The sequence below is a fragment of the Arthrobacter sulfonylureivorans genome (genome assembly GCF_047607445.1).
Lineage (GTDB): Bacteria > Actinomycetota > Actinomycetes > Actinomycetales > Micrococcaceae > Crystallibacter > Crystallibacter sulfonylureivorans_A.
Map to the genome: position 1 here is coordinate 13,305 of NZ_JBLKRT010000009.1, position 25,325 is coordinate 38,629.

Annotated in this window: 22 protein-coding genes; 15 read left to right on the forward strand and 7 right to left on the reverse strand. The window is 66.2% G+C overall.

The window, feature by feature from the left end:
* The 9 genes from fliQ (at nucleotide 1) to glmM (ending at nucleotide 9,196) form a co-directional block, all read left to right on the forward strand.
* Nucleotides 1–276 (forward strand): flagellar biosynthesis protein FliQ, encoded by a 276-nt coding sequence (gene fliQ / locus ACMX2H_RS06020; RefSeq protein WP_136784867.1) that lies wholly within the window; start codon nucleotides 1–3, stop codon nucleotides 274–276.
* Nucleotides 276–1,034, forward strand: coding sequence for a flagellar biosynthetic protein FliR (locus ACMX2H_RS06025; protein WP_136784866.1), 759 nt, complete (start codon nucleotides 276–278; stop codon nucleotides 1,032–1,034). The genes fliQ and ACMX2H_RS06025 overlap by 1 nt, the downstream gene beginning before the upstream one ends.
* Complete coding sequence (locus ACMX2H_RS06030; protein WP_414959635.1) at nucleotides 1,035–2,213, forward strand: EscU/YscU/HrcU family type III secretion system export apparatus switch protein; 1,179 nt, start codon at nucleotides 1,035–1,037, stop codon at nucleotides 2,211–2,213.
* Entirely contained in the window at nucleotides 2,213–4,267 is a 2,055-nt protein-coding gene (locus tag ACMX2H_RS06035; RefSeq protein WP_414959637.1) for a flagellar biosynthesis protein FlhA, read from the forward strand. The genes ACMX2H_RS06030 and ACMX2H_RS06035 overlap by 1 nt, the downstream gene beginning before the upstream one ends.
* The gene (locus ACMX2H_RS06040) at nucleotides 4,242–5,732 is read left to right on the forward strand and encodes a hypothetical protein (protein ID WP_414959639.1); all 1,491 of its coding nucleotides are present in this window, start codon (nucleotides 4,242–4,244) and stop codon (nucleotides 5,730–5,732) included. Before ACMX2H_RS06035 ends, ACMX2H_RS06040 begins: the two co-directional genes overlap by 26 nt.
* Before the next feature lie 164 nt (nucleotides 5,733–5,896).
* Nucleotides 5,897–6,157: a carbon storage regulator gene (locus ACMX2H_RS06045; protein WP_414959641.1), complete on the forward strand. Its 261-nt coding sequence runs from the start codon at nucleotides 5,897–5,899 to the stop codon at nucleotides 6,155–6,157.
* A gap of 464 nt (nucleotides 6,158–6,621) precedes the next feature.
* Nucleotides 6,622–7,065, forward strand: a complete 444-nt coding sequence (rplM, locus tag ACMX2H_RS06050; protein ID WP_364644394.1) for a 50S ribosomal protein L13 — start codon at nucleotides 6,622–6,624, stop codon at nucleotides 7,063–7,065.
* A gap of 37 nt (nucleotides 7,066–7,102) precedes the next feature.
* The gene (rpsI, locus tag ACMX2H_RS06055; protein WP_414959642.1) at nucleotides 7,103–7,597 is read left to right on the forward strand and encodes a 30S ribosomal protein S9; all 495 of its coding nucleotides are present in this window, start codon (nucleotides 7,103–7,105) and stop codon (nucleotides 7,595–7,597) included.
* A gap of 207 nt (nucleotides 7,598–7,804) precedes the next feature.
* Entirely contained in the window at nucleotides 7,805–9,196 is a 1,392-nt protein-coding gene (glmM, locus tag ACMX2H_RS06060; protein WP_414959643.1) for a phosphoglucosamine mutase, read from the forward strand.
* A gap of 24 nt (nucleotides 9,197–9,220) precedes the next feature.
* On the opposite strand, the gene ACMX2H_RS06065 is transcribed toward glmM, so the two are convergent.
* The 4 genes from ACMX2H_RS06065 to coaA form a co-directional block, all read right to left on the reverse strand.
* Nucleotides 9,221–10,201, reverse strand: coding sequence for an SMP-30/gluconolactonase/LRE family protein (locus ACMX2H_RS06065; protein WP_414959644.1), 981 nt, complete (start codon nucleotides 10,199–10,201; stop codon nucleotides 9,221–9,223).
* Nucleotides 10,202–10,400: 199 nt separating this feature from the next.
* The gene (gene mscL / locus ACMX2H_RS06070) at nucleotides 10,401–10,799 is read right to left on the reverse strand and encodes a large conductance mechanosensitive channel protein MscL (RefSeq protein WP_414959645.1); all 399 of its coding nucleotides are present in this window, start codon (nucleotides 10,797–10,799) and stop codon (nucleotides 10,401–10,403) included.
* 64 nt (nucleotides 10,800–10,863) lie between these two features.
* Nucleotides 10,864–11,676 carry a M15 family metallopeptidase gene (locus ACMX2H_RS06075; RefSeq protein WP_414959646.1) on the reverse strand — a complete coding sequence of 271 codons (813 nt, stop codon included), beginning with the start codon at nucleotides 11,674–11,676 and terminating at the stop codon, nucleotides 10,864–10,866.
* 1 nt (nucleotide 11,677) lies between these two features.
* Nucleotides 11,678–12,655: a type I pantothenate kinase gene (gene coaA / locus ACMX2H_RS06080; RefSeq protein ID WP_414959647.1), complete on the reverse strand. Its 978-nt coding sequence runs from the start codon at nucleotides 12,653–12,655 to the stop codon at nucleotides 11,678–11,680.
* 175 nt (nucleotides 12,656–12,830) lie between these two features.
* On the opposite strand from coaA, the gene glmS reads away from it, so the two are divergent.
* Entirely contained in the window at nucleotides 12,831–14,732 is a 1,902-nt protein-coding gene (gene glmS / locus ACMX2H_RS06085; RefSeq protein ID WP_414959648.1) for a glutamine--fructose-6-phosphate transaminase (isomerizing), read from the forward strand.
* Nucleotides 14,733–14,972: 240 nt separating this feature from the next.
* Nucleotides 14,973–15,323 carry a holo-ACP synthase gene (locus tag ACMX2H_RS06090; protein ID WP_414959649.1) on the forward strand — a complete coding sequence of 117 codons (351 nt, stop codon included), beginning with the start codon at nucleotides 14,973–14,975 and terminating at the stop codon, nucleotides 15,321–15,323.
* Nucleotides 15,324–15,326: 3 nt separating this feature from the next.
* On the opposite strand, the gene ACMX2H_RS06095 is transcribed toward ACMX2H_RS06090, so the two are convergent.
* Nucleotides 15,327–15,890 (reverse strand): dihydrofolate reductase family protein, encoded by a 564-nt coding sequence (locus tag ACMX2H_RS06095; RefSeq protein WP_414959650.1) that lies wholly within the window; start codon nucleotides 15,888–15,890, stop codon nucleotides 15,327–15,329.
* A gap of 193 nt (nucleotides 15,891–16,083) precedes the next feature.
* Between ACMX2H_RS06095 and ACMX2H_RS06100 the strand changes: the two genes are divergently transcribed.
* The gene (locus tag ACMX2H_RS06100; RefSeq protein ID WP_414959651.1) at nucleotides 16,084–16,470 is read left to right on the forward strand and encodes a VOC family protein; all 387 of its coding nucleotides are present in this window, start codon (nucleotides 16,084–16,086) and stop codon (nucleotides 16,468–16,470) included.
* A gap of 24 nt (nucleotides 16,471–16,494) precedes the next feature.
* Here ACMX2H_RS06100 and ACMX2H_RS06105 read toward each other — a convergent pair whose 3' ends face one another.
* Together ACMX2H_RS06105 and ACMX2H_RS06110 are read right to left on the reverse strand one after the other, a co-directional pair.
* The gene (locus tag ACMX2H_RS06105; protein WP_414959652.1) at nucleotides 16,495–16,860 is read right to left on the reverse strand and encodes a TfoX/Sxy family protein; all 366 of its coding nucleotides are present in this window, start codon (nucleotides 16,858–16,860) and stop codon (nucleotides 16,495–16,497) included.
* A 9-nt stretch (nucleotides 16,861–16,869) separates the two neighbouring features.
* Entirely contained in the window at nucleotides 16,870–18,549 is a 1,680-nt protein-coding gene (locus ACMX2H_RS06110; RefSeq protein ID WP_414959653.1) for a glycoside hydrolase family 10 protein, read from the reverse strand.
* A 290-nt stretch (nucleotides 18,550–18,839) separates the two neighbouring features.
* Here ACMX2H_RS06110 and glgX point away from each other — a divergent pair, with 290 nt between their 5' ends.
* Genes glgX through treZ form a run of 3 tightly spaced genes read left to right on the forward strand, consistent with a single transcriptional unit; the run spans nucleotide 18,840 to nucleotide 25,320 of the window.
* On the forward strand, nucleotides 18,840–21,218 hold the full coding sequence (glgX, locus tag ACMX2H_RS06115) for a glycogen debranching protein GlgX (RefSeq protein WP_414959654.1): 2,379 nt from the start codon (nucleotides 18,840–18,842) through the stop codon (nucleotides 21,216–21,218).
* Complete coding sequence (gene treY, locus ACMX2H_RS06120; protein ID WP_414959655.1) at nucleotides 21,215–23,521, forward strand: malto-oligosyltrehalose synthase; 2,307 nt, start codon at nucleotides 21,215–21,217, stop codon at nucleotides 23,519–23,521. Before glgX ends, treY begins: the two co-directional genes overlap by 4 nt.
* Nucleotides 23,518–25,320, forward strand: coding sequence for a malto-oligosyltrehalose trehalohydrolase (treZ, locus tag ACMX2H_RS06125; RefSeq protein WP_414959656.1), 1,803 nt, complete (start codon nucleotides 23,518–23,520; stop codon nucleotides 25,318–25,320). Before treY ends, treZ begins: the two co-directional genes overlap by 4 nt.
* The last annotated feature ends 5 nt before the right edge of the window (nucleotides 25,321–25,325 follow it).

Below are 25,325 nucleotides of genomic sequence, written 5' to 3' on the forward strand. Positions count from 1 at the left end.
GTGGATACAAACGCCGTCCTGGATATCGGCCTGCAGGGCCTGCTGATCGCCGCCAAACTCTCCGCCCCGGTACTCGTCACCGCGCTGGTGGTGGGCTTCGCCGTCTCCTTGGTGCAGTCCATGACGCAGATCCAGGAAATCACGCTCTCCTTCGTGCCCAAGGCGGTTGCCGTGGCGGTGGCACTGCTCATCTGCGGACACTGGATGATCTCCGAGATGGTCTCCTTCACCCAGGAAATGTTCGAGAAAATCCCCGGCCTGCTCGGCGGCGGATAATGAACATCCCGCTTGACCAAGCGTGGATCGAGGCCACCATGCTGGCAGGAGTCCGCATGGTGGCGTTCCTGCTCATTGCCCCGCCGTTTTCGTACGGAGCCATTCCGGCCCGGGTCAAGGCCATGCTCGGCGTCGGGCTGGCCCTCGCAGTGTCGCCGCGGGTGGTCAACGGGTACGAGCCGCTGGACACCGCCGGGTTTTTCGGCGCCCTGGTGCTGGAGATCCTGGTGGGCGCGCTGCTGGGCTTCCTGGTGTTCCTGGTCTTCTCTGCGGTGCAGTCCGCGGGCACACTGATCGACCTGTTCGGCGGTTTCTCGATGGCGCAGGCGTTCGATCCGCAGTCCATGGTCAACGGCGCACAGTTCACCCGGCTGTTCCAAATGGCCGCCCTCGCGCTGCTCTTCGCATCCGACGGCTACCAATTGATCATCGGCGGGCTGGCGCGCAGTTTCACCGCGCTGCCGCTGGCCGGGGGAGTGGACCTGACCGAACCGGTGCAGCTGATGATCACCGGCGTGACCCAGATGTTCCTGGCCGCAGTGCAGATCGCCGGGCCGCTGCTGGTGGTGCTGTTCCTGGCCGACGCCGGTCTGGGCCTGCTCACCCGCGTGGCCCCGGCGCTGAACGCGTTTGCGCTGGGCTTCCCGCTGAAGATCTTCCTGACCCTGATGCTGGGCGGCGTGGTGTTCGTGGCGCTGCCGCGGATCGTCTCCTCGCTGGCCGGCCAGGCCGTGACAGCGCTGACGGGGGTGGGCTAGGTGTCGCAGGAAACTTCCGAAGAACGGACAGAGCAGGCCACTCCCAAGCGGCTGAAGGAAGTCCGCCAAAAGGGCCAGCTCTCCAAGTCCCAGGACCTGACTGCCTGGCTGGGCATCGGCGCCGCGGCCGTGATGCTGCCGATGACCATTGACCGGGCCTCGCAGGCCGGCACCGACCAGATGTTCACCGTGACGCGGATGATAGCGTCGCCGGATCCTGGTTTGGTGGTCAAGGCGCTGGAGGACGGGCTGGGCACCATCATGTACACGCTCACGCCGATGTTCCTGGCCGTGGTCGCGGTGATCGTTGCCGGCGCGGCGCTGCAGGGCGGCATCCACTGGAAGAAGTTCAAGCCGGAAACCCAGCAGTTCAACCTGGTCAACGGGCTCAAAAAGGTGTTCGGCATGCAGGCGCTCTGGCAGGGCGTGAAGGCGCTGCTGAAGACCGTGGTGGTGGGGCTAGCCCTCTACTTTGTGGTGCAGGGGCTGGTGCCGGTACTGATGACCGCCGGCGGGCTCTCGGTTTCCTCACTGCTCGACGCCGCCGGCGCCGGCACCGTTGGACTGCTGCAGACGGCGATCATCGCCGGACTGATCCTGGCCGCACTGGACGTGATGGTGGTGATCCGGCGCAACCGGAAGAAGACCCGGATGACCAAGAAGGAAGTCCGGGACGAGAACAAGAACTCCGAAGGCGATCCGCTGATCAAGTCGCAGCGGCGCTCGCGGCAATTGGCGATGAGCCGGAACCGCATGATTGCCGCGGTAGGCGGCTCCGACGTCGTGCTGGTGAACCCGACGCACTACGCGGTGGCGCTGAAATACGAACCGGGCAAATCCGCGCCGCGCGTGGTGGCCAAGGGTGCCGGCATCATTGCGGCCCGCATCCGTGAGGAAGCGGAGACCACCCAGGTGCCGGTGGTGCGCGACGTGCCGCTGGCGCGGGCCCTGCACGCCGCCTGCGAGATCGGGCAGGAAATCCCGGTGGAGCTCTACAACGCCGTGGCCCGCGTGCTGGCCTTCGTGATGAGCCTGAAGGCCCGCGGCAGCTCGGCCAGCGCGGCTGCAGGCGTCCACACTATGGCGGAACCGGCGATGACCGATGCCGATGCTGCCGCCCATGCTGCAACCCCGCAGGGCCGACGCGCCCTGTCCCTACCGTCGCCTGGAGGTGACTGATGAACCGCAACCTCTCCAAGCTCGCTGTCCCCATGGGCGTGGTGGGCATCATCCTGCTGCTGGTGGTGCCCATCCCTGCCGGGCTGCTGGACGTGCTGATCATCGTGAACATTCTGCTGGCACTGGTGATCCTGCTGACCACCATGTTCGTGAAGAAGCCGCTGGACTTCTCCGTGTTCCCGTCGCTGCTGCTGGTGGCCACGCTGTTCCGGCTGGGCCTGAACGTGGCGTCCACCCGGCTGGTGCTGGGCGACGGGTACGCCGGACAGGTGATCGAGGCCTTCGGGCATGTGGCCGTGGGCGGATCGATCATCATCGGTGCGGTGGTGTTCCTGATCCTGGTGGTCATCCAGTTTGTGGTGGTCACCAAGGGCGCCGAGCGCGTGGCCGAGGTGGGCGCGCGCTTCACGCTGGACGCGATGCCCGGTAAGCAGATGGCGATCGACGCCGACCTCAACGCGGGCCTGATCACCGACGTGCAGGCCCGCGAACGCCGTGCGGCGGTATCCGCCGAGGCCGACTTCTACGGCGCGATGGACGGTGCGTCCAAGTTCGTCAAGGGCGACGCGATCGCCGGCATCATCATTATCATCATCAACATCGTCGGCGGCATTGCCATCGGCATGCTGCAGCGCGGCATGGAGATCGGCGAGGCGGTCAGCACCTACACGCTGCTGACCATCGGCGACGGCCTGGTCACGCAGATCCCGGCGCTGCTGATGGCCGTGTCCACCGGCATGGTGGTGACCCGTTCCAACGCGGATTCGGAGATGGGCTCGGACGCGTCCGACCAGCTGACCCAGTCCCGCCAGGCGCTGATGATCGCCGGCGGCGCGGCCATTCTGCTGGCCCTGATCCCGGGCATGCCCAAAATCCCCTTCATCCTGGTGGGCGCGTTCCTGATTTTCATGTCCCAGCGGCTCAAGGCATCGGAGGCGGCCAAAGCCAAGGACGACGACGCCGCTGCCGCCGAAGCGGGTCCCTCGGCTCCCGCTTCGGACACCACCGAGGACCTGATCGAGCAGATGCGGGTGCATGCGCTGGAGATCCAGCTGGCACCTGACCTGGTGGACCTGGTCTCCGGCGCGTCGGACGACTTGCTGGCCCGAGTACGGGCCTTGCGCCGGAAGATCGCAATGGAACTGGGCATTGTGGTGCCCCCGGTGCGCACCCGCGACAGCATCGACCTGCCGATGTCCACCTACGCGATCCGGATTGCCGGTGTGGAGACCGGCCGCGGCGAGGCCCCGGCCGGCAAGGTGCTGGCGCTGGGCGACAACCTGGACTCGCTGCCCGGCATCGCCACGGTGGAACCGGTGTTTGGCCTGGCCGGCAAGTGGGTGCCGGCGGAGATGCGGCACAGCGCGGAGATGACCGGCGCCACGGTGATCGACCGGGTCTCGGTCTTGGTGACCCACCTGTCCTCGCTGATCTCGGCCAACGCGGCCCGGCTGCTCACCCGCGAAGACGTGCGCGTGCTGACCGAAGGCGTGAAGACCGTGAACCCGTCCGCCGTCGACGAACTCACGCCGTCGCTGCTCTCGCTGGCCGAGGTGCAGCGGGTGCTGCAGGGGCTGCTCGCGGAACAGATCCCGATCAACGACCTGCCGCGCATCTACGAAGCGCTGGCGCTCAAGGCCAAGTCGTCCACCGATCCGGAGGGGCTGATCGAGGCCGCCCGGCAGGCGCTGGGGCCGGCCTTGACCGCGCAGTATCTGGACGGGCAGCTGCTGCGGGTCATCATGATCGACCCCACGCTGGAGCAGTCCATGCTGGAGGGCATGCGGCCGTCCGAGCTGGGCACGCAAATCCTGCTCTCGGCCGACCGGACCGAAGCCGTGCTGGCCTCGCTGCGGGAAGCGCTGGAAAAGGTGGAAGCCAACGGGCTCACCGCAGTGTTGGTCTGCGCGCCCGCGCTGCGCCCGGCCATCCGCCGCCTGGTCTCGGCGCAGGCAGGGGGACTTCCGGTACTGTCCTACCAGGAGGTCACCTCCGCAAATGTGAAGATCGAGACCGTGGGGGTAGTGCGTGTCGGCCAGACGGCTGCAGCTTAAGGGCGCTTCACTGCAGGAGCTCAAAGCCCAGGTACTGGCCGAGCACGGACCCGACGCGAAAATCGTCGCCGCCGAGAAAGTCACGGTCGGCGGCATCCGCGGCTTCTTCGCCCGGGAGCACTACGAAGTCACCGTGGAACTGCCTGCCCCGTCTCTGCGCGGCCAGCATGCGCTGGACCAGAAGGCCCGCGCCGGCATCGCTGCACTGCTGGCGGACGCCGAGCTCGCCGAATCCCAACTGCACGGCTCCCGGCTGCCCGGCAAGGCACCCGAACTGCAGGTGTCCACGCACACCGACCAGTTCGCGGTGATCATGGACAACCTCACGTTCAACACCGCCCGGCCAACCCGGTTGCCCAAGGGGGCCAAGCTGGAGGAGCCCGGGACCGACGTCGGCGCGCAGGGAATGGCGCGGCCGGCAGCGGGTAATCCGGAGGTGGCAACCCCGGAGGCGGGCACTTCATCGACTGTTATTGCGCCGACGGGCGGTGCCACTCCGATGGGCGCTGGAACGGCGGGTGCCGCACCGGCCGGTGCCACTCCAATCAGCGCTGGGCCGACAGGCGCCCCGAACGGTCCGGCACGACCCGGATTCGGCCGGCGCCGGACTGACCCGAAACCACAGCCCGACGACGCGTCAGAGTCAGCGGCGGCCGGGCACGGCCATGGACCCGATGCCGATGCAGCGAGACCTGCCGATGCATCGGTTGGAACTACCTCAGCGGCTAGCGCGGCGTCCACCACGGTTCATCAGAGCGCCCACACGGAGGCCGTCGGTCCGGCGCCACACCGCTCGGCGCTCGCGGATGGCGAGCAGGACGTGGTGGCAGGCACCGTCGTCGCCAGCGGTATCTTGCAGGCGGCAGGACCGAGGGAGCAGGGCGAGGCGAGACAGGTTTCGGGGCCCGGGTCGGCGGCAGTGCCGGATATTCCGGTGCCGCTCTACGGGCCCGGTGACCTGGTGCTGGTGATCGGGCAGGGTAGCAATGCCTTGGAGGCCGCCAACGCCATGGCCGCCGCCGCACCGGCCGTCAACGGCGCGCCGTCGGAGGCTGCCGACTGGATCTCCAGCGGCGGGAACATGGTCAGGATGGCCGGCGCACACGCTGCTGATGTCAGGCGTCCGGTGCAGGACCGCAACAGCGCCATCGGTGCCCGCGCCCGCGGGGTGGAAAGGGGACAGAGCGTCTTTGTGGCGTTTGGCTTGGGCAACACGCTGACGCCGTCCCTCCAGATGCTTTCGATCCTGCCGGCCCTGGGAGCAGACCAAATTTGGCTGGCTGTGGACGCCGGGCGCAAGGCCGAGGACACGGACCGCTGGGTTCAGGCCGTGCAGCGCGTTGTTGTTCCCGACGGTCTGGCCGTGACCGGAAGCCGGCTCACCAGCACTCCCAAGACCGTCAACACCCTGGGCATTCCTGTCGGCTGGATTGACGGCGCGCCGTCGGAAGCCGCCTGGCTCTGACTCCGTACCTTCAGCCTGGGCGTCGTCTGTCACCTCCGTGCAGGGACTGGAAACCTGCGGTAAAGATACTGCTGGACCTTGTCTTGCTTAATGGGTTTACCACCTTTACCCGCAGGCGCGCGTGGACCGGCCGAACCGCATTTTTCCTGCGATAGAGTTGATGGGTGCTGGTGCTGACACGAAAACCCGGAGAGCGGATCCTGATCGGTGACGACATTGTCATCACCGTGCTGGACGCCCGCCGCGATGGCGTCCGCCTTGGCATCGAAGCCCCGCGCGGAGTGAAAATCCAGCGCGATGAAGTGGTCCAGGCCGTCAGCGAAGCCAATGTGGCTGCCGCGCAGAGCGGGCCGGAAGCCGAGGAACGCATCAAGGCCCTTCTGGGGCTGAATACCGCCGGCAACGCCGATCCCGGCGGGAGTTGACCTCTCAGCCGGCCCACTAAGGGGCTTGGCGTCCACAGGCATCGCGTTTCCCAAACGGTGGCCATGTCGCGAAGCGCGGTGTGCGCCGACCGTGAAGGAAGTTCCGGGCGGGCCCGTGGGCACTCCGTAGGCTCTGCGCCCCTGGGTGCTCCGCCGGCTTGGGTGGTCGTTCGGGCAGAGCCTAACCAACGGGACCAACCGCCGTCGTTCTTAGTCTTTTTGACCTAAGCCGGGGCGGCAGGATAATCTTAATCGTCGTTGTGCGTGTCCAACCTCGATACGCTATGTCCGTGAGACGGCCCGGTTGCAGGGCCAACCTGATCCACGGAGATAGCCGAGACTCTCTGGGCCACTGGTTAGATTTCAGTCCTCACCTGAAGTTCCGGTAGCGCATCACCAACTTTGCGCGTGCGTTCTGTGAAGAACGCGCCGCTACCTAAGAACACCAAACGAAGGCAAAAACCGTGCGTACGTACACTCCGAAGCCCGGCGATATCAACCGCCAGTGGCACGTCATTGACGCCACCGACGTTGTCCTGGGTCGTCTTGCCAGCCAGACCGCAACACTGCTGCGCGGAAAGCACAAGCCGACCTTTGCTCCTCACATGGACATGGGCGATTTCGTCATCATCATCAACGCTGAGAAGGTTGCCCTGACCGGCGCCAAGCTCGAACAGAAGCGTGCCTACCGCCACTCCGGTTACCCGGGTGGCCTGTCCTCCGTCAACTACGCCGAACTGCTGGAAAAGAACCCGGTTCGCGCTGTTGAGAAGGCCATCAAGGGCATGCTGCCGAAGAACTCCCTGGCTGCCCAGCAGCTGTCCAAGCTGAAGGTCTACAAGGGTGCCGAGCACCCGCACGCTGCCCAGCAGCCGAAGACTTTCGAAATCACCCAGGTCGCCCAGTAGCGCCGGCCACCACTAGAAACTTAATTCAAGGAGAATCGTGGCTGAAGAGCTGAACACCGCTGCTGAGGGCGAAACCCTCACCAGCTACACCTCGGAGTCATCCGAGGCCACCGAGACCGTCAAGAAGGAACGTCCGGCCCTGACCGTCGGCGGAGCTGCCGTTGGTCGCCGCAAGCAGGCCATTGCCCGCGTGCGCCTGGTTCCGGGTTCCGGCAACTGGACCATCAACGATCGCGAACTGGCGAACTACTTCCCGAACAAGCTGCACCAGCAGGAAGTGAACGATCCGTTCAAGATCCTGGATCTGGAAGGCGCTTACGACGTTATCGCCCGCATCCACGGCGGTGGCCCCTCCGGCCAGGCCGGTGCGCTGCGCCTGGGCGTTGCCCGCGCGCTGAACGAGATCGACCGCGAGAACAACCGTCCGACGCTGAAGAAGGCCGGTTTCCTCACCCGCGACGCTCGCATCATCGAGCGCAAGAAGGCCGGCCTCAAGAAGGCCCGCAAGGCACCCCAGTACTCGAAGCGCTAAATCGCTTCGGAAGTCAGTGCTTCCACCGCGAGGCCCTGCAGCATCTGCTGCGGGGCCTCCCGGCCGTTTAAGCAGTTTGGCAGGCTGTTCCGTGCCGCAGCGGCTCAGGGATACCCCCGGCGGCCACCCGGCACGCTTGGCGACTTCACGTGGCGGTCGACACGTTGTGAAACGTCCCGGCCGAAGCCTGCCGTAAAATGATTCGCAATGTCTAGATTATTTGGTACCGACGGAGTCCGCGGCCTGGCCAACGGGTTGATCACTGCAGAGCTCGCGCTGCAGGTTGCGCAGGCCGCCGCAGTGGTCCTGGGCCACCGGCAAGTTGACAACGGCAAGCGCCCGACGGCGGTGATCGCCCGGGATCCGCGTGCCAGCGGCGAGTTCATCAGCTCTGCCGTCGAGGCTGGCCTGGCCAGTTCCGGCGTCGACGTGTACGACGCCGGAGTGCTGCCTACACCCGCTGCCGCCTATCTTGTGGGGGATCTGGACGCGGACTTCGGTGTCATGATCTCCGCCTCGCACAACCCGGCTCCGGACAACGGGATCAAGTTCTTCGCCCGCGGCGGACATAAGCTGCCCGACGAGGTCGAAGACGCGATCGAGCAGGAGATGTCGCAGCCGCGTGTCCGGCCCACGGGCGCGGAGGTCGGACGGATCCAGCGCTTCTCCGATGCCGAGGACCGCTACATCCTGCACCTGCTGCAGAGCCTGCCGGTCCGCCTCGAGGGCCTGAAGGTAGTCCTCGACTGCGCCCACGGCGCCGCCAGCGGTTGCTCGCCGGAAGTCTTCCGCGCCGCCGGTGCCGAGATTGTGGTGATGGGCGCCGAGCCAGACGGGTTGAACATCAACGACGGCGTGGGCTCCACTCACTTGGAGAAGCTGCAGGCCGCCGTCGTCGAGCATGGCGCAGACCTCGGGATTGCTCACGACGGCGATGCTGACCGCTGCCTGGCCGTGGACGAGCGCGGTGAGGTGGTGGATGGCGACCAAATCATGACCATCCTGGCGCTTGCCCTGCGCGAAGCGGGCCGGCTCAAGGACGACGTCCTGGTGGCCACCGTGATGAGCAACCTCGGCATGAAGCTGGCGCTGCAGGAGGCCGGCATCCGGATCGAGGAAACCGCGGTGGGCGACCGGTACGTGCTGGAGAACATGCGCGCCAATGGCTACTCGCTGGGCGGCGAGCAGTCCGGCCACGTGATCTTCTCGGACTATGCCACCACCGGCGACGGCGTGCTGACCGGCCTGCAGCTGGCCGCACGGCTGGCCAAGACCGGCAAACCGCTGTCCGAGCTGGCCCAACTGATGGTCCGGCTCCCGCAGGTCCTGATCAACGTCAAGGACGTTGACAAGACAGCCGTCACCACCAACCAGCCGCTTCAGTCGGCGGTCGAAGCAGCCTCCGCGCGACTGGGCGAGACCGGACGGGTGCTGTTGCGGCCGTCCGGCACCGAGCCCGTGGTCCGCGTGATGGTGGAGGCCGCGGACATGGCGACCGCGCAGGCCACCGCTGAGGAGCTGGCCCGGGCCGTGAAGCAGCACCTGTCGCTGGAGCCCGTGACGTCGACTGAGCCCACGTCTGTTCATCCCGGCGTCTGATCAGCCCGGCGCGGCGGCTGGCCGTCAGTGCCGGGCGTCGACCACCACCACTTCGTAGCTGTCCGCCGTCGGCGGGTTGCCGGTGTCGAACTTTGCGTTCACTACGACCAGCTTGTTGCCGAACAACGCGGCCGTGGTGGGCGTTTGGAAGGCGTCGCTGGTGATGACGGACCGGACGGTCCCGGACGCCAGCGTATGATCTAGCTCGATCCTGCTGACCCGGTTGTCGGTGTTCTGCACGGCCCACAGCCAACGGCCCTTCAGCTCCAACCCGTCGACGTTGGTGACCTTGACGCCGGCGATCTTGCGGCTGGCACCGGTCCGCGGATCGACCGTGTACAGGGCTGCGTTAGCCGTGTGGGACACGATCAGCATCCGTCCATGGTCTGCCGCCACGATACCGTTGAGGTTGAAGGCCCCGCTGAGCTCCGCGGCCGGTCCACGGAGCTGGAGCGTCTTGGGCTTGCCGAGCTGCCCGTGCTCGCCGATCGGCAGGAAGTACAATTCGTCGTCCACCGAGTTGGTGAACCAGGCTCCGCCGCGGCCGAGCGTCACGTCGTTGATGAATGAATGCGCCGGATCGTTCAGCTGGAAGTCGGCAACCGGCTTCCCGATCCGCGTGTTGTACACATACGCTTTGCCGGTGGGCCCGCCGGCGACGAACAACAGGTGCCGCTGTGTGTCCGCAGCCATGCCGACGGCGAAGCGTCCCTTGGGCGCGTCGATGAACTTCTCGGCCTTGCCGCGGCGCACGTCGCCGCGGAAAATATCGCCGGCGTACAAGTCCCCGGCATAAAAGGTGCTGCCGCGGCCCGCGGCGATACCTTCGGCGGATGTAGCATCGGGCAATTCGATGATCCGGTCCATCTGGTCGGACGATGAACCGTAGCTTTCTGATACCTGGCTGCCGGCCGAAGCCGGCTGTCCGGCCAGCAGGAGCGCGCTAGCCGTCAGCAGGGCGGCTGCCACTCGGGCGTAAAGGGAATGTCGCGCATCGTGTTGCATGGAGTTTCACCTGATTCTTCGGAGTCGGCGTCGGAGGTGTCCCCGGGCAGCCTCCCGCGGTGATGCTCACAGCGTACGCCGACCGGGCCGAAACGTCAGGCCCCGAAACGTCAGGCCCTCCCCGCATCCCTGAACTGGTCTGCGGAAAGGGCCTGGTGATGGCTGCCTGCCGGTCGTGGTGCTTCGTGGTGCTTGGTGGCTACATTCGGTTGCGCGCCTGCAGCGTGTCCCGGATCTCGGTCAGCAGCGCGATCTGCGGATCCACGGCCTCTTCCTCTTTGTTGATGCCCAGACGGCGGTTGCGCCGCGCGATCAGGTGGTTCATCGGCGTGACGACCACGAAGTAGATTGCGGAGGCAATGAGCAGGAAGTTCACTATCGCGGTGAGCAGGACCCCGAACGCCACTTCATTGCCGTTGAAGTTCCAGAGCAGGAAGCTGTTGAAGTCGGGCGAACCGGTCAGTCCGGCGATGAACGGCATCAGCACACTGTTGACCAGGGCGTTGACCACGGCGCCGAAGGCACCGCCGACGATCACGGCGACGGCGAGGTCAATGACGTTGCCCTTCATGATGAATTCTTTAAACCCGTTGAGCATGTCGCTAAATGTATCGTCCGATCGCAGCAGAAGGGCGTTCAAGCCGTCGGTTCATTCGAATTCGTCAGGAATAATCGGGTGCGGCAGGAAGCCCGAAATACTCCTCGAGCGATCCGATGCCGCGTTGGTCCATCTTCCCGGCCACTTTCTTGCCGACGTAACGCAGGTGCCACGGTTCGGGCGAATACCCCGTCACCTTTTCCTCCCCGGGCGAGTAGCGGATGATGAACCCGAAGCGCACTGCATTCCGAGCAGCCCAGGCTCCAGCGGCAGTGTCGGCAAAGCATTGCTGCAGGTTGCAGGCTCCCGTGATGTCGCCAATGTCCATGGACAAGCCGGTCTGGTGCTCGGAGTAGCCGGGGCGTGCCGAAATCATGTCAGCGGCGGCCTCGCTGCCATGCTGCAGGACCCAATGGTTGTAGGTATCCACCTGGGTGGCATAGGAACGGAATCCGCTGACCATGATCATCGGCGCCCCGTCGGCCGCGGCCGCGCTGAACATCTTCTCGGTGGCGTCAGCCACCGCATCGCGCAGCAAGGCAGACTCACCGCCGGTCCCGATGCTTACCGCCGGCTGGCGCAGGTCGTCGGGGTGGTAGTCCAACGGCACCAACGGCCGGCGCTTATTGACGACGACGCCGATGCTTGCCGGATCAGTGTGGTCCTCCCGGGCATCGGGGGCTCTACCGTCCTTCTTCTTCGTGGCTTTCGGGCTTTGGGACGGAACCGGCAGGGAAGTGGCGCCTTCCGACGGATCCGGCGCGGCCGCCGTCGTACTGGGGGAGGGCGTGGTTTCTTCGGGCGGAACGCAACCGGTCAGCAGGACCAGCACGGCGGCCAAGCCTGCCACGAGCACCGGAGCCCTCAGGAGCGCCATCTCAGGTTTTCCGCAGCAGCATTCTGCGGATCGAGTGGTCCGCGTCCTTGGTCAGCACCAGTTGTGCCCGGCCGCGTGTCGGCAGCACGTTCTCCCTCAGGTTCGGTTCGTTGATCCGGCGCCAGATGCCCAGCGCCGTCTCGGTGGCCTCGGTGTCCGTGAGTGAGGCATAGCGGTGGAAATAGGATTCCGGGTCGGCAAAGGACGTCCGCCGCAGTTTGTGGAAGCGGCTGACGTACCACTGCTCAATATAGGACGTCTTGGCGTCCACATACACGGAGAAATCGAAAAAGTCGCTCAGCGCCAGTCCAGTCCGGCCGTCCGCCCGCGGGCGCGCCGGAGCCAACACGTTCAGGCCTTCCACAATCAGGACATCCGGGCGGTGGACCACCACTTCCTTGTCCGGCACGATGTCGTACGTCAGATGCGAGTACCAGGGCGCACGGACTTCTTCGGCACCGGATTTCACCTCGGACACGAACCGCAGCAGCGCCCGCTGGTCATAGGACTCGGGGAAGCCTTTGCGTTCCATCAGGCCCCGCCGGGACAGCTCAGCATTCGGATAGAGGAACCCGTCGGTGGTAATCAGTTCCACGTTCGGGGTGTCCGGCCAGCGGCGCAGCATCTCGCGCAGCACGCGTGCCGTGGTGGACTTTCCCACCGCCACCGACCCGGCGACGCCGATCACGAACGGAGTCCGGCGCGTGGTTTCGCCCAGAAACGTGGTGGTGGCCTTGTGCAGCTCGCCGGCCGCGCCCACATACAGATTGAGCAGACGGGACAGCGGGAGGTACACCTCGCGGACCTCATCCAGGTTCAGGGCATCGCCCAGGCCCCGCAGGCGCTCAATATCGTCCTGGTCCAACGGCTGTTCAATCTCGTTGGACAGCCGGGACCACGTCTGCCGGTCCAGCTCAACGAATGGTGTGAAATTACTCTCACCGCTTGACGCCGTCGTCTTCGGTGTCGCATCAGTCACCTATGAATTGTGCCTGCTGCGGGTTTCAAATCCCAAAAGGCGCGCGACGGCGGCGCGCCGGGTTACGCCGCCGGCTCACTGCATGCGGGCTGAGGGTTAGGGCCCGTCTGCCCGGCGGACCGGCGGAGAGGGCGTGCTGTCTTTGGCCGGCCTGCGGGCAGGTACCCTTAACCCCATGTGTGGAATCGTAGGATATGTTGGCCGCCGCGACGGCGGGGCCGAAGTCAGCGTTGCTGACCACAGTGCCCTGGATGTTGTTCTTGAAGGACTTCGCCGCCTGGAATACCGCGGCTACGATTCCGCGGGAGTGGCGGTCATCTCGGAGTCCGGCATCGAAGCTCGCAAGAAGTCCGGCAAGTTGAGCAACCTGCTGGAGGAACTCGAGGCCGACCCGCTGCCCGAATCGCTGACCGGCATTGGCCACACCCGCTGGGCAACGCACGGCGGACCCACCGACCAGAACGCGCACCCGCATCTGGCCGACGATGACAAGCTGGCCGTGATCCACAACGGCATCATCGAGAACTTTGCCGAACTCCGCGCCTCCTTGCTGGCCAAGGGCTACACGCTGCGCTCGGAGACGGACACCGAGGTGGCGGCAGTGCTGCTCGGCGACATCTACCGTTCGCTGGTGGCCAAGGACCCTGCCACTGCCACGTTGGCCAAGGCCATGCAGGCGGCCTGCCAGCGGCTGGAGGGCGCCTTCACCCTGCTGGCCATCCACCAGGACCAGCCCGAGGTCGTCGTGGCTGCACGCCGCAACTCCCCGCTGGTCGTCGGGCTGGGCGAGGGCGAGAACTTCCTGGGCTCCGACGTTTCCGGCTTCATCGACTTCACCCGCCGCGCCGTGGAACTGGATCAGGACCAGATCGTCACCATCACTCCCGAATCCTTCGAGATCACCGATTTCCACGGCAATGCCGCCGAGGGAACCGAGTTCGAGGTCAATTGGGATGCCGCCGCCGCGGAGAAGGGCGGCTACCCGTCCTTCATGGAGAAGGAAATCAACGACCAGCCGGAGGCGGTTGGCCAGACCCTGCTCGGCCGGTACGACCTCAACGGCCGGCTGACCTTGGACGAGCTGCGGATCGACCCGGAGCTGCTCAAGGCGGTCAACAAGATCATCGTGCTGGCGTGCGGCACCTCGGCCTACGCCGGCCAGGTGGCGAAGTACGCGATCGAGCACTGGTGCCGGATCCCGGTGGAGGTGGAACTGTCGCACGAGTTCCGCTACCGCGACCCGATCGTAGATGCCAATACGCTGATTGTTGCCATCTCCCAATCCGGCGAAACCATGGATACCCTGATGGCCGTCCGCTACGCCAAGGAACAGGGCGCCAAAGTGATGGCGATCTGCAACACCAACGGGTCAACCATCCCGCGTGAAGCCGATGCAGTGCTCTACACGCACGCCGGCCCGGAAATCGCGGTCGCCTCGACGAAGGCCTTCCTGGCGCAGATCACCGCGGCCTACCTGCTGGGCCTGTACCTGGCGCAGCTGCGCGGGAACAAGTTCCAGGGCGAGATCAGGGACATTCTGGCGGACCTGGGCAAGATCCCGGCCAAGATCCAGAACGTGCTGGACAACGCCAAGGACATCAAGGACCTGGCCGCCCGCATGGCGGACACCAAGTCGGTGCTGTTCCTCGGCCGGCATGTCGGCTTCCCGGTCGCCATGGAGGGCGCGCTGAAGCTGAAGGAACTGGCCTACATCCACGCCGAAGGCTTCGCCGCCGGTGAGCTCAAGCACGGACCGATCGCCCTGATCGAGGACGGCCAGCCGGTCTTCGTGGTGGTGCCCTCGCCGCGCGGACGCAATTCGCTGCACTCCAAGGTGGTCTCCAACATCCAGGAGATCCGGGCCCGCGGCGCCAAGACCATCGTGATCGCCGAAGAAGGCGATGAGGCGGTCAAGGACTTCGCCGAGTTCGTCTTTTTCGTGCCGGAGACGCCGACCCTGCTGGCTCCGCTGCTGACCACCGTTCCGCTGCAGATCTTTGCCTGCGAGCTGGCCACGGCCAAGGGTTACGACGTGGACCAGCCCCGCAACCTGGCCAAGAGCGTCACTGTCGAATAAGAGGCAGTAGGCAAGCATGGCTACCCGCCTCCTCTTCGCAGCGCCCCGATCCCCGTACAACAGGATCGGGGACTGCTCCGTTCCCCGGCGCCCGGTGCGCGTGCGCCGGGCAGCGCTGCTGTTGCGCGTGCGGCTGCTGTCCGTGCCGCCGGTGCGGTGCACGCTCCGGTCCAACCCGGAGCCGGCGCTGTCGCCCAGATGCGCCCGCTCGCCGTGGGCGGTCCGGGCAGGGGCCGGGAAATGATCGTCGGCATCGGCGTGGACGTGGTGGAAGTCTCCAGGTTCCGCCGGCAGCTCCAGCGCACCCCGGCGTTGCGCGAGCGGCTCTTCACACCCGCCGAACGTGAGCTCAACACCAGGTCGCTGGCTGCCCGCTTCGCCGCCAAGGAAGCGATCGCCAAGGCTTTGGGCGCTCCCTCGGGCATGAACTGGCAGGACTGCACCATTTGTGTGGACTCAGGCGGGGACCCTTACCCGGAATTCACCGGCACGGTCGCCGCGGCGTCCGAGGCCAGGGGAGTGAAGTACTGGCACCTGTCGATGAGCCATGACGGTGATCTGGCCACTGCCATGGTGATAGCCGAAAGGTAGCGGTCAGCCGCCCGCTACCCGGTAGCGCAGGTAGACCACTCCATTGCCGAAGCGCCGCTCGTCCAGCAGTTCCAAATCCACTTTCACGTCCTCCGGCAGGAAGCGTTTCCCGCCCCCGACCACGACCGGCGAGACGAAGAACTGGCATTCGTCGACCAGGCCGGCCCTGAACGCATGGCTGGCCAGGTTCGGCCCGCCGATGCTCAGGTCTTCAGCCGCTTCGATTTTCATCCGGCGGACGGCTTCCGGGTCAAACTCCCGCTCGATCCGGGTCCGGGCGCTTGCGGCCTTGTCCAAGGTCCGGGAGTACACCACCTTGTCCTTCCGCAGCCACGACTCGGCGAAGTCGCGTTCCACCGGCGGAACCTCTGGGCCGGCCGGGACAGTCTCCCAGAACACCATCACTTCATACATCCGGCGGCCGAGAAGGTACGTTCCGACGTGGTTCTCCAGGCCATTCACGAACGAATGAACTTCGTCGTCGGGCATGCTCCAGTCAAAGTTGCCGTTCTTATCGGCAATGTAGCCGTCCAGGGACATGATGGCCGAATACAGTAGCTTTGCCACGCGGACTCCTGTGCTGATCGAACTGGCGGGCAGCGTTGTCCCATTGTTCCCGACCTAGTCCTTCGGGGGAACCTGTTCAGGCGGCCCCGCTTTAGGCGGCCCCGGGAACAGCTGAAGGCCCCATTCCAAGAAGACCGCGCGGTGTGTATCCTGCTGGCACTGGCAGCAGGCCATGATCGAAGGAGAATGAGCCGTGACAGCACCGGAGCAGTACGCCAGCGTCCGCTATCTTGTAGACGACGTCGATGCGGCCGTCGACTTCTACACCCACCATTTCGGCTTCACGGTCAGCATGCGCTCGCCCGCCTTTGCCGATGTGAGGCGCGGCCCGTTGCGGCTGTTGCTGTCCGGGCCGGCGAGCTCGGGCGCCCGGGCCACCCCGGCGGACTACGCAACGGCCGGCGGCAACCGCATCCACCTGATCGTTGACGACCTGCAGGCAGAGGTCGGCCGGTTGCACGGTGCCGGGCTGCGATTCCGCAGCGAACTGGTCGAGGGCCCGGGTGGCCGCCAGATATTGCTCGCCGACCCAGCGGGGAATCTGGTGGAGCTGTTCCAGCCGGCAGAGCAGCCTGGGTGACGCCGGCCCGCGGAGGTCGCAGCCTCAGCTGCCGCCAAGGCTTTTGACGTACGCATAGGCTTCGTCTGCGGCGCTGAGCCACAGTCGCTCGGTGGCTGGGGCGTCGTCGGCCACCGCCGGAAAAGCCACCCATTCCTTCATGGTCCGCTGTCCCATGATGACCGGTTCTGCCGCACCCGAAGCAACTGCAGCATCGGCGCGTTGCCGGGGAACCTTCACGATCAGGCGGTCGCCGTGGCCGAGGAACGCGAAAATTTTTCCACCCACCCGCAGGCCTGGACCGCGGAACATGGTGCCGCGTTCAACCAGCGGGTTATCGGCATACCGGCGGGCAAGAAGGTCAAGCAGGGCGAGGTTCTGGTGTCCGCTTGCTCCTGGCGGATCCGTCACATCATGCTCCTAGGCCCGAATGAAGATGGCGGAGGCTGCAGCGGATTCGACCATCAGGTCACTCATGCCGACCACCACATACCAGTAGGTGTGTCCTCGGGAGGTGCCCGTGTCCAGAAAACGCTCCGGGTTGCTACGGCGCCGGTGTACCCGCCGGAGGGCTCCGGCCTGGGAGGGGATGACGGCCGCCGCGGCGCCGTTGGATTCCCAACGGTAGATGGCATAGTGCCGCGGTAAGGTGCCGCTGGTGGCGCCCCGCCAGATGAGTTCGACGCCGGTGCCGTTCCATCGCGCGCTGGTGATCAGCGGTGCGTAGGGGCGTTGGGCGCCGAGATGGGACGTCACCGGAGTCATCGCCACCCGCCGGTAGAACTTGTTCTTCACCAGACCGATGCTGTTCAGCCGGTTGGCCCGGACGGAGGTGGCCGAGAAATAAACCTGCCCGCTGACTCCCGAGGTTGCCCGGCACTTGGCCGCGTGGTTGTACAGTTCCCGCGGGTTCTGCCAGGCGGTCTCCTGGCCGGCGACGCCCACTTTGTAGGCTCCCTCGCCAATGTAGAGCTTGCAGGGGGTGCCCTTGACTTGCGCCGCCCACCAATTCACCAAGGTGTTGTAGTCCGCTGCGGCATTGCCCTGGTGCCAGTAAAGCTGGGGGACCACGTAGTCAATCCAGCCTTGCTTCACCCAGAGCCGGGAATCGGCGAAGGTGGCGTCGTAACTCTGCAGTCCCGAGGTAGCCGACCCCCGGCTGTCGGTTGACGCATTGCGCCAGATGCCGAACGGGCTGATACCGAACAGCATCCGCGGCTTGGTGGCGAAGATTTTGGCGCTCAGGTCGCGGACGAAGGTATTCACGCTGCGCCTGCGGAAATCGGCCAGGCTCTCGCCGGCCCGCCGGTAGGCGTTGTAGGCGGCCGAGTCCGGGATGCTCTGCCCGGCGACCGGATAGGGGTAGAAGTAGTCGTCCAGGTGGATGCCATCGACGTCATACTTCGCCGCGACCTCTGCGATCACCTTGATGATGAAGCTGCGCACGGCGGGGATGCCGGGGTTGTAGTACCGCCGGCCGCCAAAGGCGAAGGTCCAGCTGGGATTCTTCCGGGCGGGATGCCAAGAAATCAGGGCTGCCGGATTGGTTGTCATGGAGACGCGGAACGGGTTGAACCAGGCGTGCAGGTGCAGGTTCCGTGCGTGCGCTTGGCTGATCGCGTAGGCCAACGGATCATAGCCCGGGTTCCGTCCCTGCGTGCCGGTCAGGTAGCGGGACCACGGCTCTCCCGCAGTGGAGGGCCAGAAGACGTCAGCGGCCGGGCGGACCTGCAGCATCACGGCATTCAGGTTCCGGTTGCGGGCCAGATCCAGCCAGCTGCGCAGCTCGGACTGCTGCACCGCCGCCGTCAGGCCGGGGCGGGACGGCCAGTCGATGTTGAGCACGGTGGAGAGCCAGAAGCCGCGGAACTCGTGCTTGGGCATATCCGTGATCCGGGCCGGTTCCCGGGCGGTGATGCGGTAGACCCTGTTGACGACCGCCGCCAGGCTCAGTTCGAGGGGGCCGCCGGGGCCGCTGGCGGTGACTGCCCGGGGAAGGGCGCCGAGCAAGCCTGCTGCGCCGAGCACGGTCAGAGCCGTCGCCGTGGTGAACTGGCGCCGGGAGACGACGCCGATGGATCCCGAATCGCCGCCAGTCATGGCCGCCCCCGCTTCACCAGAACCCGATAGTAGCTCAACGATACGCCCGCGGTGAGCCGGTCGACAGTAGTTCACACCGCTGTGTAGGACCGGTGGCGGCCTGCTGGCTGATCGGCCTCGAATGCAGCAGATGGCGGGCATTTCAGCGGGAGGGCAGCCGCCGGATTCCGCGCGGAGCCGGGCTCCGTCGTCGTGGGGCGGCCTTTTGGCGGGCAAACCGGGATATCCAATGTCACCGCCATGGGGTAAGAAAGGAAGAGGGATCCGCCATCGATGATCAGGAGTTGCGCATGGAAGTTTGGCCGGGAGACGCCTACCCGCTGGGGGCAACCTATGACGGCAACGGAACCAACTTTGCCGTGTTCAGCGAAGTAGCGGATGCCGTCTTCCTGTGCCTGTTTGACGACGACGGCGTCGAGCAGCGGATCAAGCTGAAAGACGTCGACGGCTACGTGTGGCACTGCTATCTGCCGCAGATCCAACCGGGCCAGAAGTACGGCTTCCGGGTGGAAGGGCCGTACGATCCCGGCCAGGGGCTGCGCTGCAACGTGAACAAGCTGTTGCTGGACCCCTACGCCAAGGCCGTCAGCGGCCAGATCGATTGGGCCCAGCCGCTGTTCGGCTACAACTTCGGGGACGAGAACTCCCGCAATGACGAGGACTCGGCGGAGCACATGATGCTCGGCGTCGTCGTCAATCCTTTCTTCGACTGGGATGGCGACCGGAAGCCGCGCACGCCGTACCACCGCTCGGTGATCTACGAGGCCCACGTCAAGGGCCTGACCCAACTGCATCCGGAGATCCCGGAAGAACAGCGCGGCACTTACGCCGGGATCGCCCATCCGGCAGTGATCGAGCACCTCAAGAAGCTCGGCGTGACGGCCATCGAGCTGATGCCGGTCCACCAGTTCGTCAACGACAGCACGCTCCAGGACAAGGGGCTGTCCAACTACTGGGGCTACAACACCATCGGCTTTTTCGCGCCGCAGAACACCTACTGCTCTTCCGGGGATACCGGTCAGCAGGTGCAGGAATTCAAGGCGATGGTCCGGGAGCTGCACCTGGCCGGCATCGAAGTGATCCTCGACGTCGTCTACAACCACACGGCGGAGGGCAACCATCTGGGCCCCACCCTGTCCTTCCGCGGGCTCGACAACGGAGCGTACTACCGGCTGGTGGACGACCAGCCGCAGTACTACATGGACTACACCGGCACGGGAAACTCACTCAATGTGCGCCATCCCCACTCGCTGCAGCTGCTGATGGACTCGCTGCGCTACTGGGCGTCGGAGATGCACGTGGACGGATTCCGATTCGACCTGGCCTCGACGCTGGCCCGCGAGTTCTACGATGTGGACCGGCTCTCGACCTTCTTTGAAATGGTGCAGCAGGACCCGATCGTGTCGCAGACCAAGTTGATCGCCGAGCCGTGGGACATCGGTCCCGGCGGCTACCAGGTGGGCAACTTTCCGCCGCTGTGGACCGAGTGGAACGGCCTGTACCGGGACACCGTGCGCGATTTCTGGCGGGGCGAGCCGTCCACCCTGGGCGAATTCGCGTCCCGCATCACCGGGTCGTCCGATCTGTACGAAGCCACCGGTCGCCGGCCGGTCGCCTCGATCAACTTCATCACCGCCCACGACGGCTTCACCATGCGGGACCTGGTGTCCTACAACGAGAAGCACAACGAGGCCAACGGCGAAGACAATAACGACGGCGAGTCACACAACCGCTCATGGAACTGCGGGGTGGAAGGCCCTACCGACGACCCGGAGGTCCTCACCCTGCGCGCCCGGCAGCAGCGTAACTTCCTTGCCACGCTGCTGCTGAGCCAGGGCGTGCCGATGATCGCCCACGGCGACGAACTGGGCCGTACCCAGCAGGGCAACAACAACGTGTACTGCCAGGATTCGGAACTGTCCTGGGTGGACTGGAACAACATGGACCAGCCGCTGCTTGAGTTCGTGGCCACGGTAAACCGGCTGCGCGCCGAGCACCCCACGTTCCGACGCCGGACGTTCTTCGACGGAAAACCGGTCCGCCGCGGCGAGGGTGAACCGCTGAGCGACGTCGTGTGGCTTACCCCGGAGGGGACCTTGATGGAACCGGAGGACTGGGGCGAAGCACTGGGCCGGTGCATTGGCATCTTCCTCAACGGCCAAGGCATCCGCGGACGCGACGACCGTGGGCAGCGGATCACCGATGAGCATTTCCTGATCTATTTTAATGCGGACGACGACGATGTGCCGTTCGTCCTGCCGCCGCGGGAATATGCGCCGGCGTGGGACATCGTCATCGATACAGCAGGCGGCGGGGACTCGACCGGCCCGCTGAAGGCCGGGGAGACCGCACCGGTGGCCGCGAAGTCCACCATGGTGCTGCGGGCCCACTCGCCGCAGGAAGAAGAACCGGACCATTCCGTGGCAGCTTCCGTGGCCGCCATGTCCGAAGCGGAGCAGGTGGCTGCCTCCGCGCAGGCGCCGGAACCCGCCGAGGAATCCGGGCAGGCGTCGAAACCCGCAACGGAATCCGCTCAGGCGTCGGAACCCGCAAACGCCGCGGAGCCAGAAACCGCGGCGGGACCGGACACCGACGCTGCGCCGGAGGCGGCCCCGGAATCCACCCCGAAGCCGGCCGCCAAGGGCAAGAAGGGGAAGCAAGACGGATGAGGGCCCCGGCGTCCACCTACAGATTGCAGATCAGGGAATCGCTCACGCTGTACGACGCGGCAGACCTGGTGCCGTACCTGCACAACCTCGGGGTCGACTGGGTCTATCTCTCGCCGCTGCTCAAGGCTGAACCGGGGTCCGACCACGGCTACGACGTAGTGGATTTCGGTGCGGTGGATCCGGCCAGGGGCGGCATCGACGGGCTGCGCGCGCTCTCCGCGGCCGCCCGGAAAGCGGGGCTGGGAATCCTGGTGGACATTGTCCCGAACCACATGGGCGTGGGCACCCCAGCCAACAACCGCTGGTGGTGGTCGCTGCTGGCCGAAGGCCGCGGATCACGTTATGCCGAGGCGTTCGACATCGACTGGGACGCCGGTGGCGGAAAGATCCGGATTCCGGTGCTGGGCGACGGTGACGAGGAACTGGATTCCCTGGAACTGGCCGACGGCGAGCTGCGCTACTACGAGAACAGGTTCCCCATCGCCGCGGGAACGGCCGACGACGGCGCTACCGCCCGGGAAGTCCACGAACGCCAGCACTATCAGCTGGTGAACTGGCGCCGCGCCGACGCCGAGCTTAACTACCGACGGTTCTTCGGTGTCAACTCACTGGCCGGTGTCCGGGTGGAGGTGCCGTGGGTATTCGACGAGTCCCACGCGGAGATCAAGCGCTGGTTCGACGAGGGCCTGGTGGACGGGCTGCGCGTGGACCATCCGGACGGGCTGGCGGACCCGAAGGGCTACCTGCAGCGGCTGCAGGAGCTAACCGGTGGCGCCTACGTGCTGGTGGAAAAGATCCTGGAGCCGGGGGAGACGCTGCCCGCAGACTGGGCCTGCGCCGGAACCACCGGGTACGACGCGCTGGCGGAAGTAGACCGGCTGCTGGTCGATCCCGACGGGCGGGAACGCCTGACCGAGGCGGCACCGGTCCAGCCGTACCAGCACATGATCCACGACACCAAGCGGGGAATCGCCGACGGCATCCTGCGTTCCGAGGTGCTGCGCTTGGCGCGGCTGGTTCCGGCCGAGGCCGGCGTCAACTTCGACCTCGCCGCCGATGCGCTCGCCGAACTGCTGAGCTGCTTTCCGGTGTACCGGAGCTACCTTCCGGTCGGCGCGGAGTATCTGGAGGAAGCTAGCATCGCGGCCCAGGCCCGCCGTCCGGACCTGGCCGAAGCGGTCACCGCCCTGCTGCCGCTGCTGCAGCCGGAGGGGATGCTGACCGAACTGGCGGTGCGTTTCCAGCAGACGTCCGGCATGGTGATGGCCAAGGGCGTGGAAGACACCGCCTTCTACCGGTACACACGGTTGACCTCTTTGAACGAGGTGGGCGCCGATCCGTCCATCTTCGCGGTGGAGCCGTTTGAACTGCACACACGGCTGATCCGCCGGCAGCAGGAGGCGCCGCTGGCGATGACCACGCTCTCCACGCATGACACGAAACGCAGCGAGGACACCCGGGCCCGCATCTCGGTGCTCGCCGAGCTGGCGGACCAATGGCCGGCGCGGCTGGCTGAGCTGGACCGGCTGGCTCCGTTCGGGGACCTGCCGTTCGCCGACCTGCTGTGGCAGGCGGCGCTGGGGGCCTGGCCGTTCAGCCGGGACCGTGCGCACGCCTATGCGGAGAAGGCCGCACGCGAAGCCGGCAACAGCACGTCGTGGATCGACCCCAACACCGGTTTCGAAAAGCAGCTGCATGCCGCTGTGGACGCCGCCTTCGACAACCCGCAGGTGAACCGACTGCTGGTCGGACTGGTGGAGGACACGACGGCTTTTGGCAGGAGCAACTCACTGTCCGCCAAGCTCATCCAGCTGACCATGCCCGGAGTGCCGGACGTCTACCAAGGGACGGAGTTCTGGGACCACTCGCTGGTGGACCCGGACAACCGCCGGCGGGTCGACTTCCAGGCCCGGCGCACGGCGTTGGAGAACCTGGACCGGGACGGGATGCCGCCGGTGGACGACAGCGCTGCCGCCAAGATGCTGGTGGTGGCCAGGGCACTGCGGCTGCGCCGGGACCGGCCCGAGCTGTTTACGGGTTATCAGGCCATGTCGGTGCGCGGTCCCGCCGCCGATCACGCCTTCGGGTTCGACCGCGGCGGTGCCATCACGCTGGCCACCCGGCTGCCGGTCCGGCTGAAGCGGGACGGTGGTTGGCGGAACACCGCCGTCGTGATTCCGCCGGGGCCATACCAGGACGTGCTGAGCGGGCGGAGGCACACTAGCGACGGCGAGCTCCAGTTGTCCGGCGTGCTGACCGAATTTCCGGTGGCGCTGCTGGTGCGCGGAGGGGAACAACAGTGAGCAGGGACTTTGCGGTGTGGGCGCCGCGGGCCGGAACGGTGGAACTGCAGGCGGGCGGCGCACGGCTGCCGCTGCGGGGGACCGACGACGGCTGGTGGCGGCTGGCAGACACCGCAGCCGTGCCCGAGGGGGAAGCGGACTACGGCTATCTGCTGGACGGCGAGGACAGGGCGCTGCCGGACCCGCGGTCCCGCCGCCAGCCGGACGGCGTGCACGGGCTGTCCCGGACCTTCGACGCCGGGGCGCACCCGTGGCAGGACCAGGACTGGGTTTCCCCGGGGCTGGGCGGGGTGATCTACGAACTGCATATCGGCACGTTCACCCCGGAAGGGACGCTGGATGCGGCCGCTGGCAAGCTCGACTATCTGGCCGGACTCGGCGTGGACTACGTGGAGCTGCTGCCGGTCAACGCGTTCAACGGAACGCATAACTGGGGCTACGACGGCGTGCTGTGGTTCGCCGTGCAGGAAAGCTACGGCGGGCCGGCCGCCTATCAGCGCTTCGTGGATGCCGCGCACGCCAAGGGCATCGGCGTCATCCAGGACGTGGTCTACAACCATCTGGGTCCCAGCGGTAACTACCTGCCGCGGTTCGGGCCGTACCTGAGCAGCGGCAGCGCAAATACCTGGGGCGACTCCGTCAACCTGGACGGGCCGGGCTCGGACGAAGTCCGCCGCTTCATCAAGGACAACGTGCTGATGTGGTTCCGCGACTACCACGTGGACGGGCTGCGGCTGGATGCGGTGCATGCCCTCCGGGACGAGCGGGCCGTCCACATCCTGGAGGAAATCGCGGCCGCGACGGACGCCTGCGCTGCGGAACTGGCCAAGCCGTTGTTCCTGGTCGCGGAGTCGGACCTGAACAATCCGCGGCTCATCGAGTCCCGCGGGTCGAACGGCTATGGACTGGCCGGGCAGTGGAGCGACGATTTCCACCATGCCGTGCACGTAAACCTCACCGGCGAAACCAGCGGTTACTACGCCGACTTCGCCGGACTGGGAGCGCTGGAGAAAGTGCTGCAGGACGGGTTCTTCCACGACGGCAGCTACTCCTCGTTCCGGGAACGGCACCACGGCCGGCCGATCAACAAGGAGCGGGTGGCCGCACACCAGCTGGTGGTCTGCACGCAAAACCACGACCAGATCGGCAACCGTGCCGCCGGCGACCGGCTCACCGGCAGTCTTGGCTACGGGCAGTTGGCGCTCGCAGCGGTGCTGAACCTGACCGCGCCGTTCACCCCCATGCTGTTCATGGGCGAGGAGTTCGCCGCGTCCACCCCATGGCAGTTCTTCACCTCGCACCCCGAACCGGAACTGGGCGAAGCGACGTCCGCGGGCCGGCTCAAGGAGTTCGAACGGATGGGCTGGGACCGGCAGACTGTGCCCGACCCGCAGGACCCGGGCACCTTCCGCAACTCAAAGCTGGATTGGACCGAGCCCGAAACCGGCGACCATGCACGGATGCTGGAGCTGTACAAGCGGCTGATTCGGCTGCGGAAAGAGCATCCCGAGCTCACCGACCCGGACTTCGCAGCGGTCTCCGTGCAAACGGACCAGGACGCAGGGTGGCTCATCCTGCATCGCGGCCCGTTCGCGATCTGCTGCAATTTCGCCGCCGAGTCCCGCGTGATCCCGGCGTCAGGCACCGTGGTGCTGGCTACCGACGACGGCGCTGCGTTCACCGCCGCGAGTGCCGCCGGCAGCGAGGCAGGGGCTGCGACAGACGGCACCGGGGCGTTTGACGGGCTGGTTCTGCCCGGGCACTCTGCCGCCATAGTCCGCAGCGAGGCCGCAGGCTAGGATCG

Coding starts and splice junctions, on each gene's coding strand:
- glmM (WP_414959643.1), top strand. CDS start 7,805: ATGTCTAGATTATTTGGTACCGACGGAGTCCGCGGCCTGGCCAACGGG.
- ACMX2H_RS06025 (WP_136784866.1), top strand. CDS start 276: ATGAACATCCCGCTTGACCAAGCGTGGATCGAGGCCACCATGCTGGCA.
- glmS (WP_414959648.1), top strand. CDS start 12,831: ATGTGTGGAATCGTAGGATATGTTGGCCGCCGCGACGGCGGGGCCGAA.
- treY (WP_414959655.1), top strand. CDS start 21,215: ATGAGGGCCCCGGCGTCCACCTACAGATTGCAGATCAGGGAATCGCTC.
- ACMX2H_RS06075 (WP_414959646.1), bottom strand. CDS start 11,676: ATGGCGCTCCTGAGGGCTCCGGTGCTCGTGGCAGGCTTGGCCGCCGTG.
- ACMX2H_RS06090 (WP_414959649.1), top strand. CDS start 14,973: ATGATCGTCGGCATCGGCGTGGACGTGGTGGAAGTCTCCAGGTTCCGC.
- ACMX2H_RS06035 (WP_414959637.1), top strand. CDS start 2,213: ATGAACCGCAACCTCTCCAAGCTCGCTGTCCCCATGGGCGTGGTGGGC.
- glgX (WP_414959654.1), top strand. CDS start 18,840: ATGGAAGTTTGGCCGGGAGACGCCTACCCGCTGGGGGCAACCTATGAC.
- ACMX2H_RS06065 (WP_414959644.1), bottom strand. CDS start 10,201: ATGCAACACGATGCGCGACATTCCCTTTACGCCCGAGTGGCAGCCGCC.
- ACMX2H_RS06110 (WP_414959653.1), bottom strand. CDS start 18,549: ATGACTGGCGGCGATTCGGGATCCATCGGCGTCGTCTCCCGGCGCCAG.
- mscL (WP_414959645.1), bottom strand. CDS start 10,799: ATGCTCAACGGGTTTAAAGAATTCATCATGAAGGGCAACGTCATTGAC.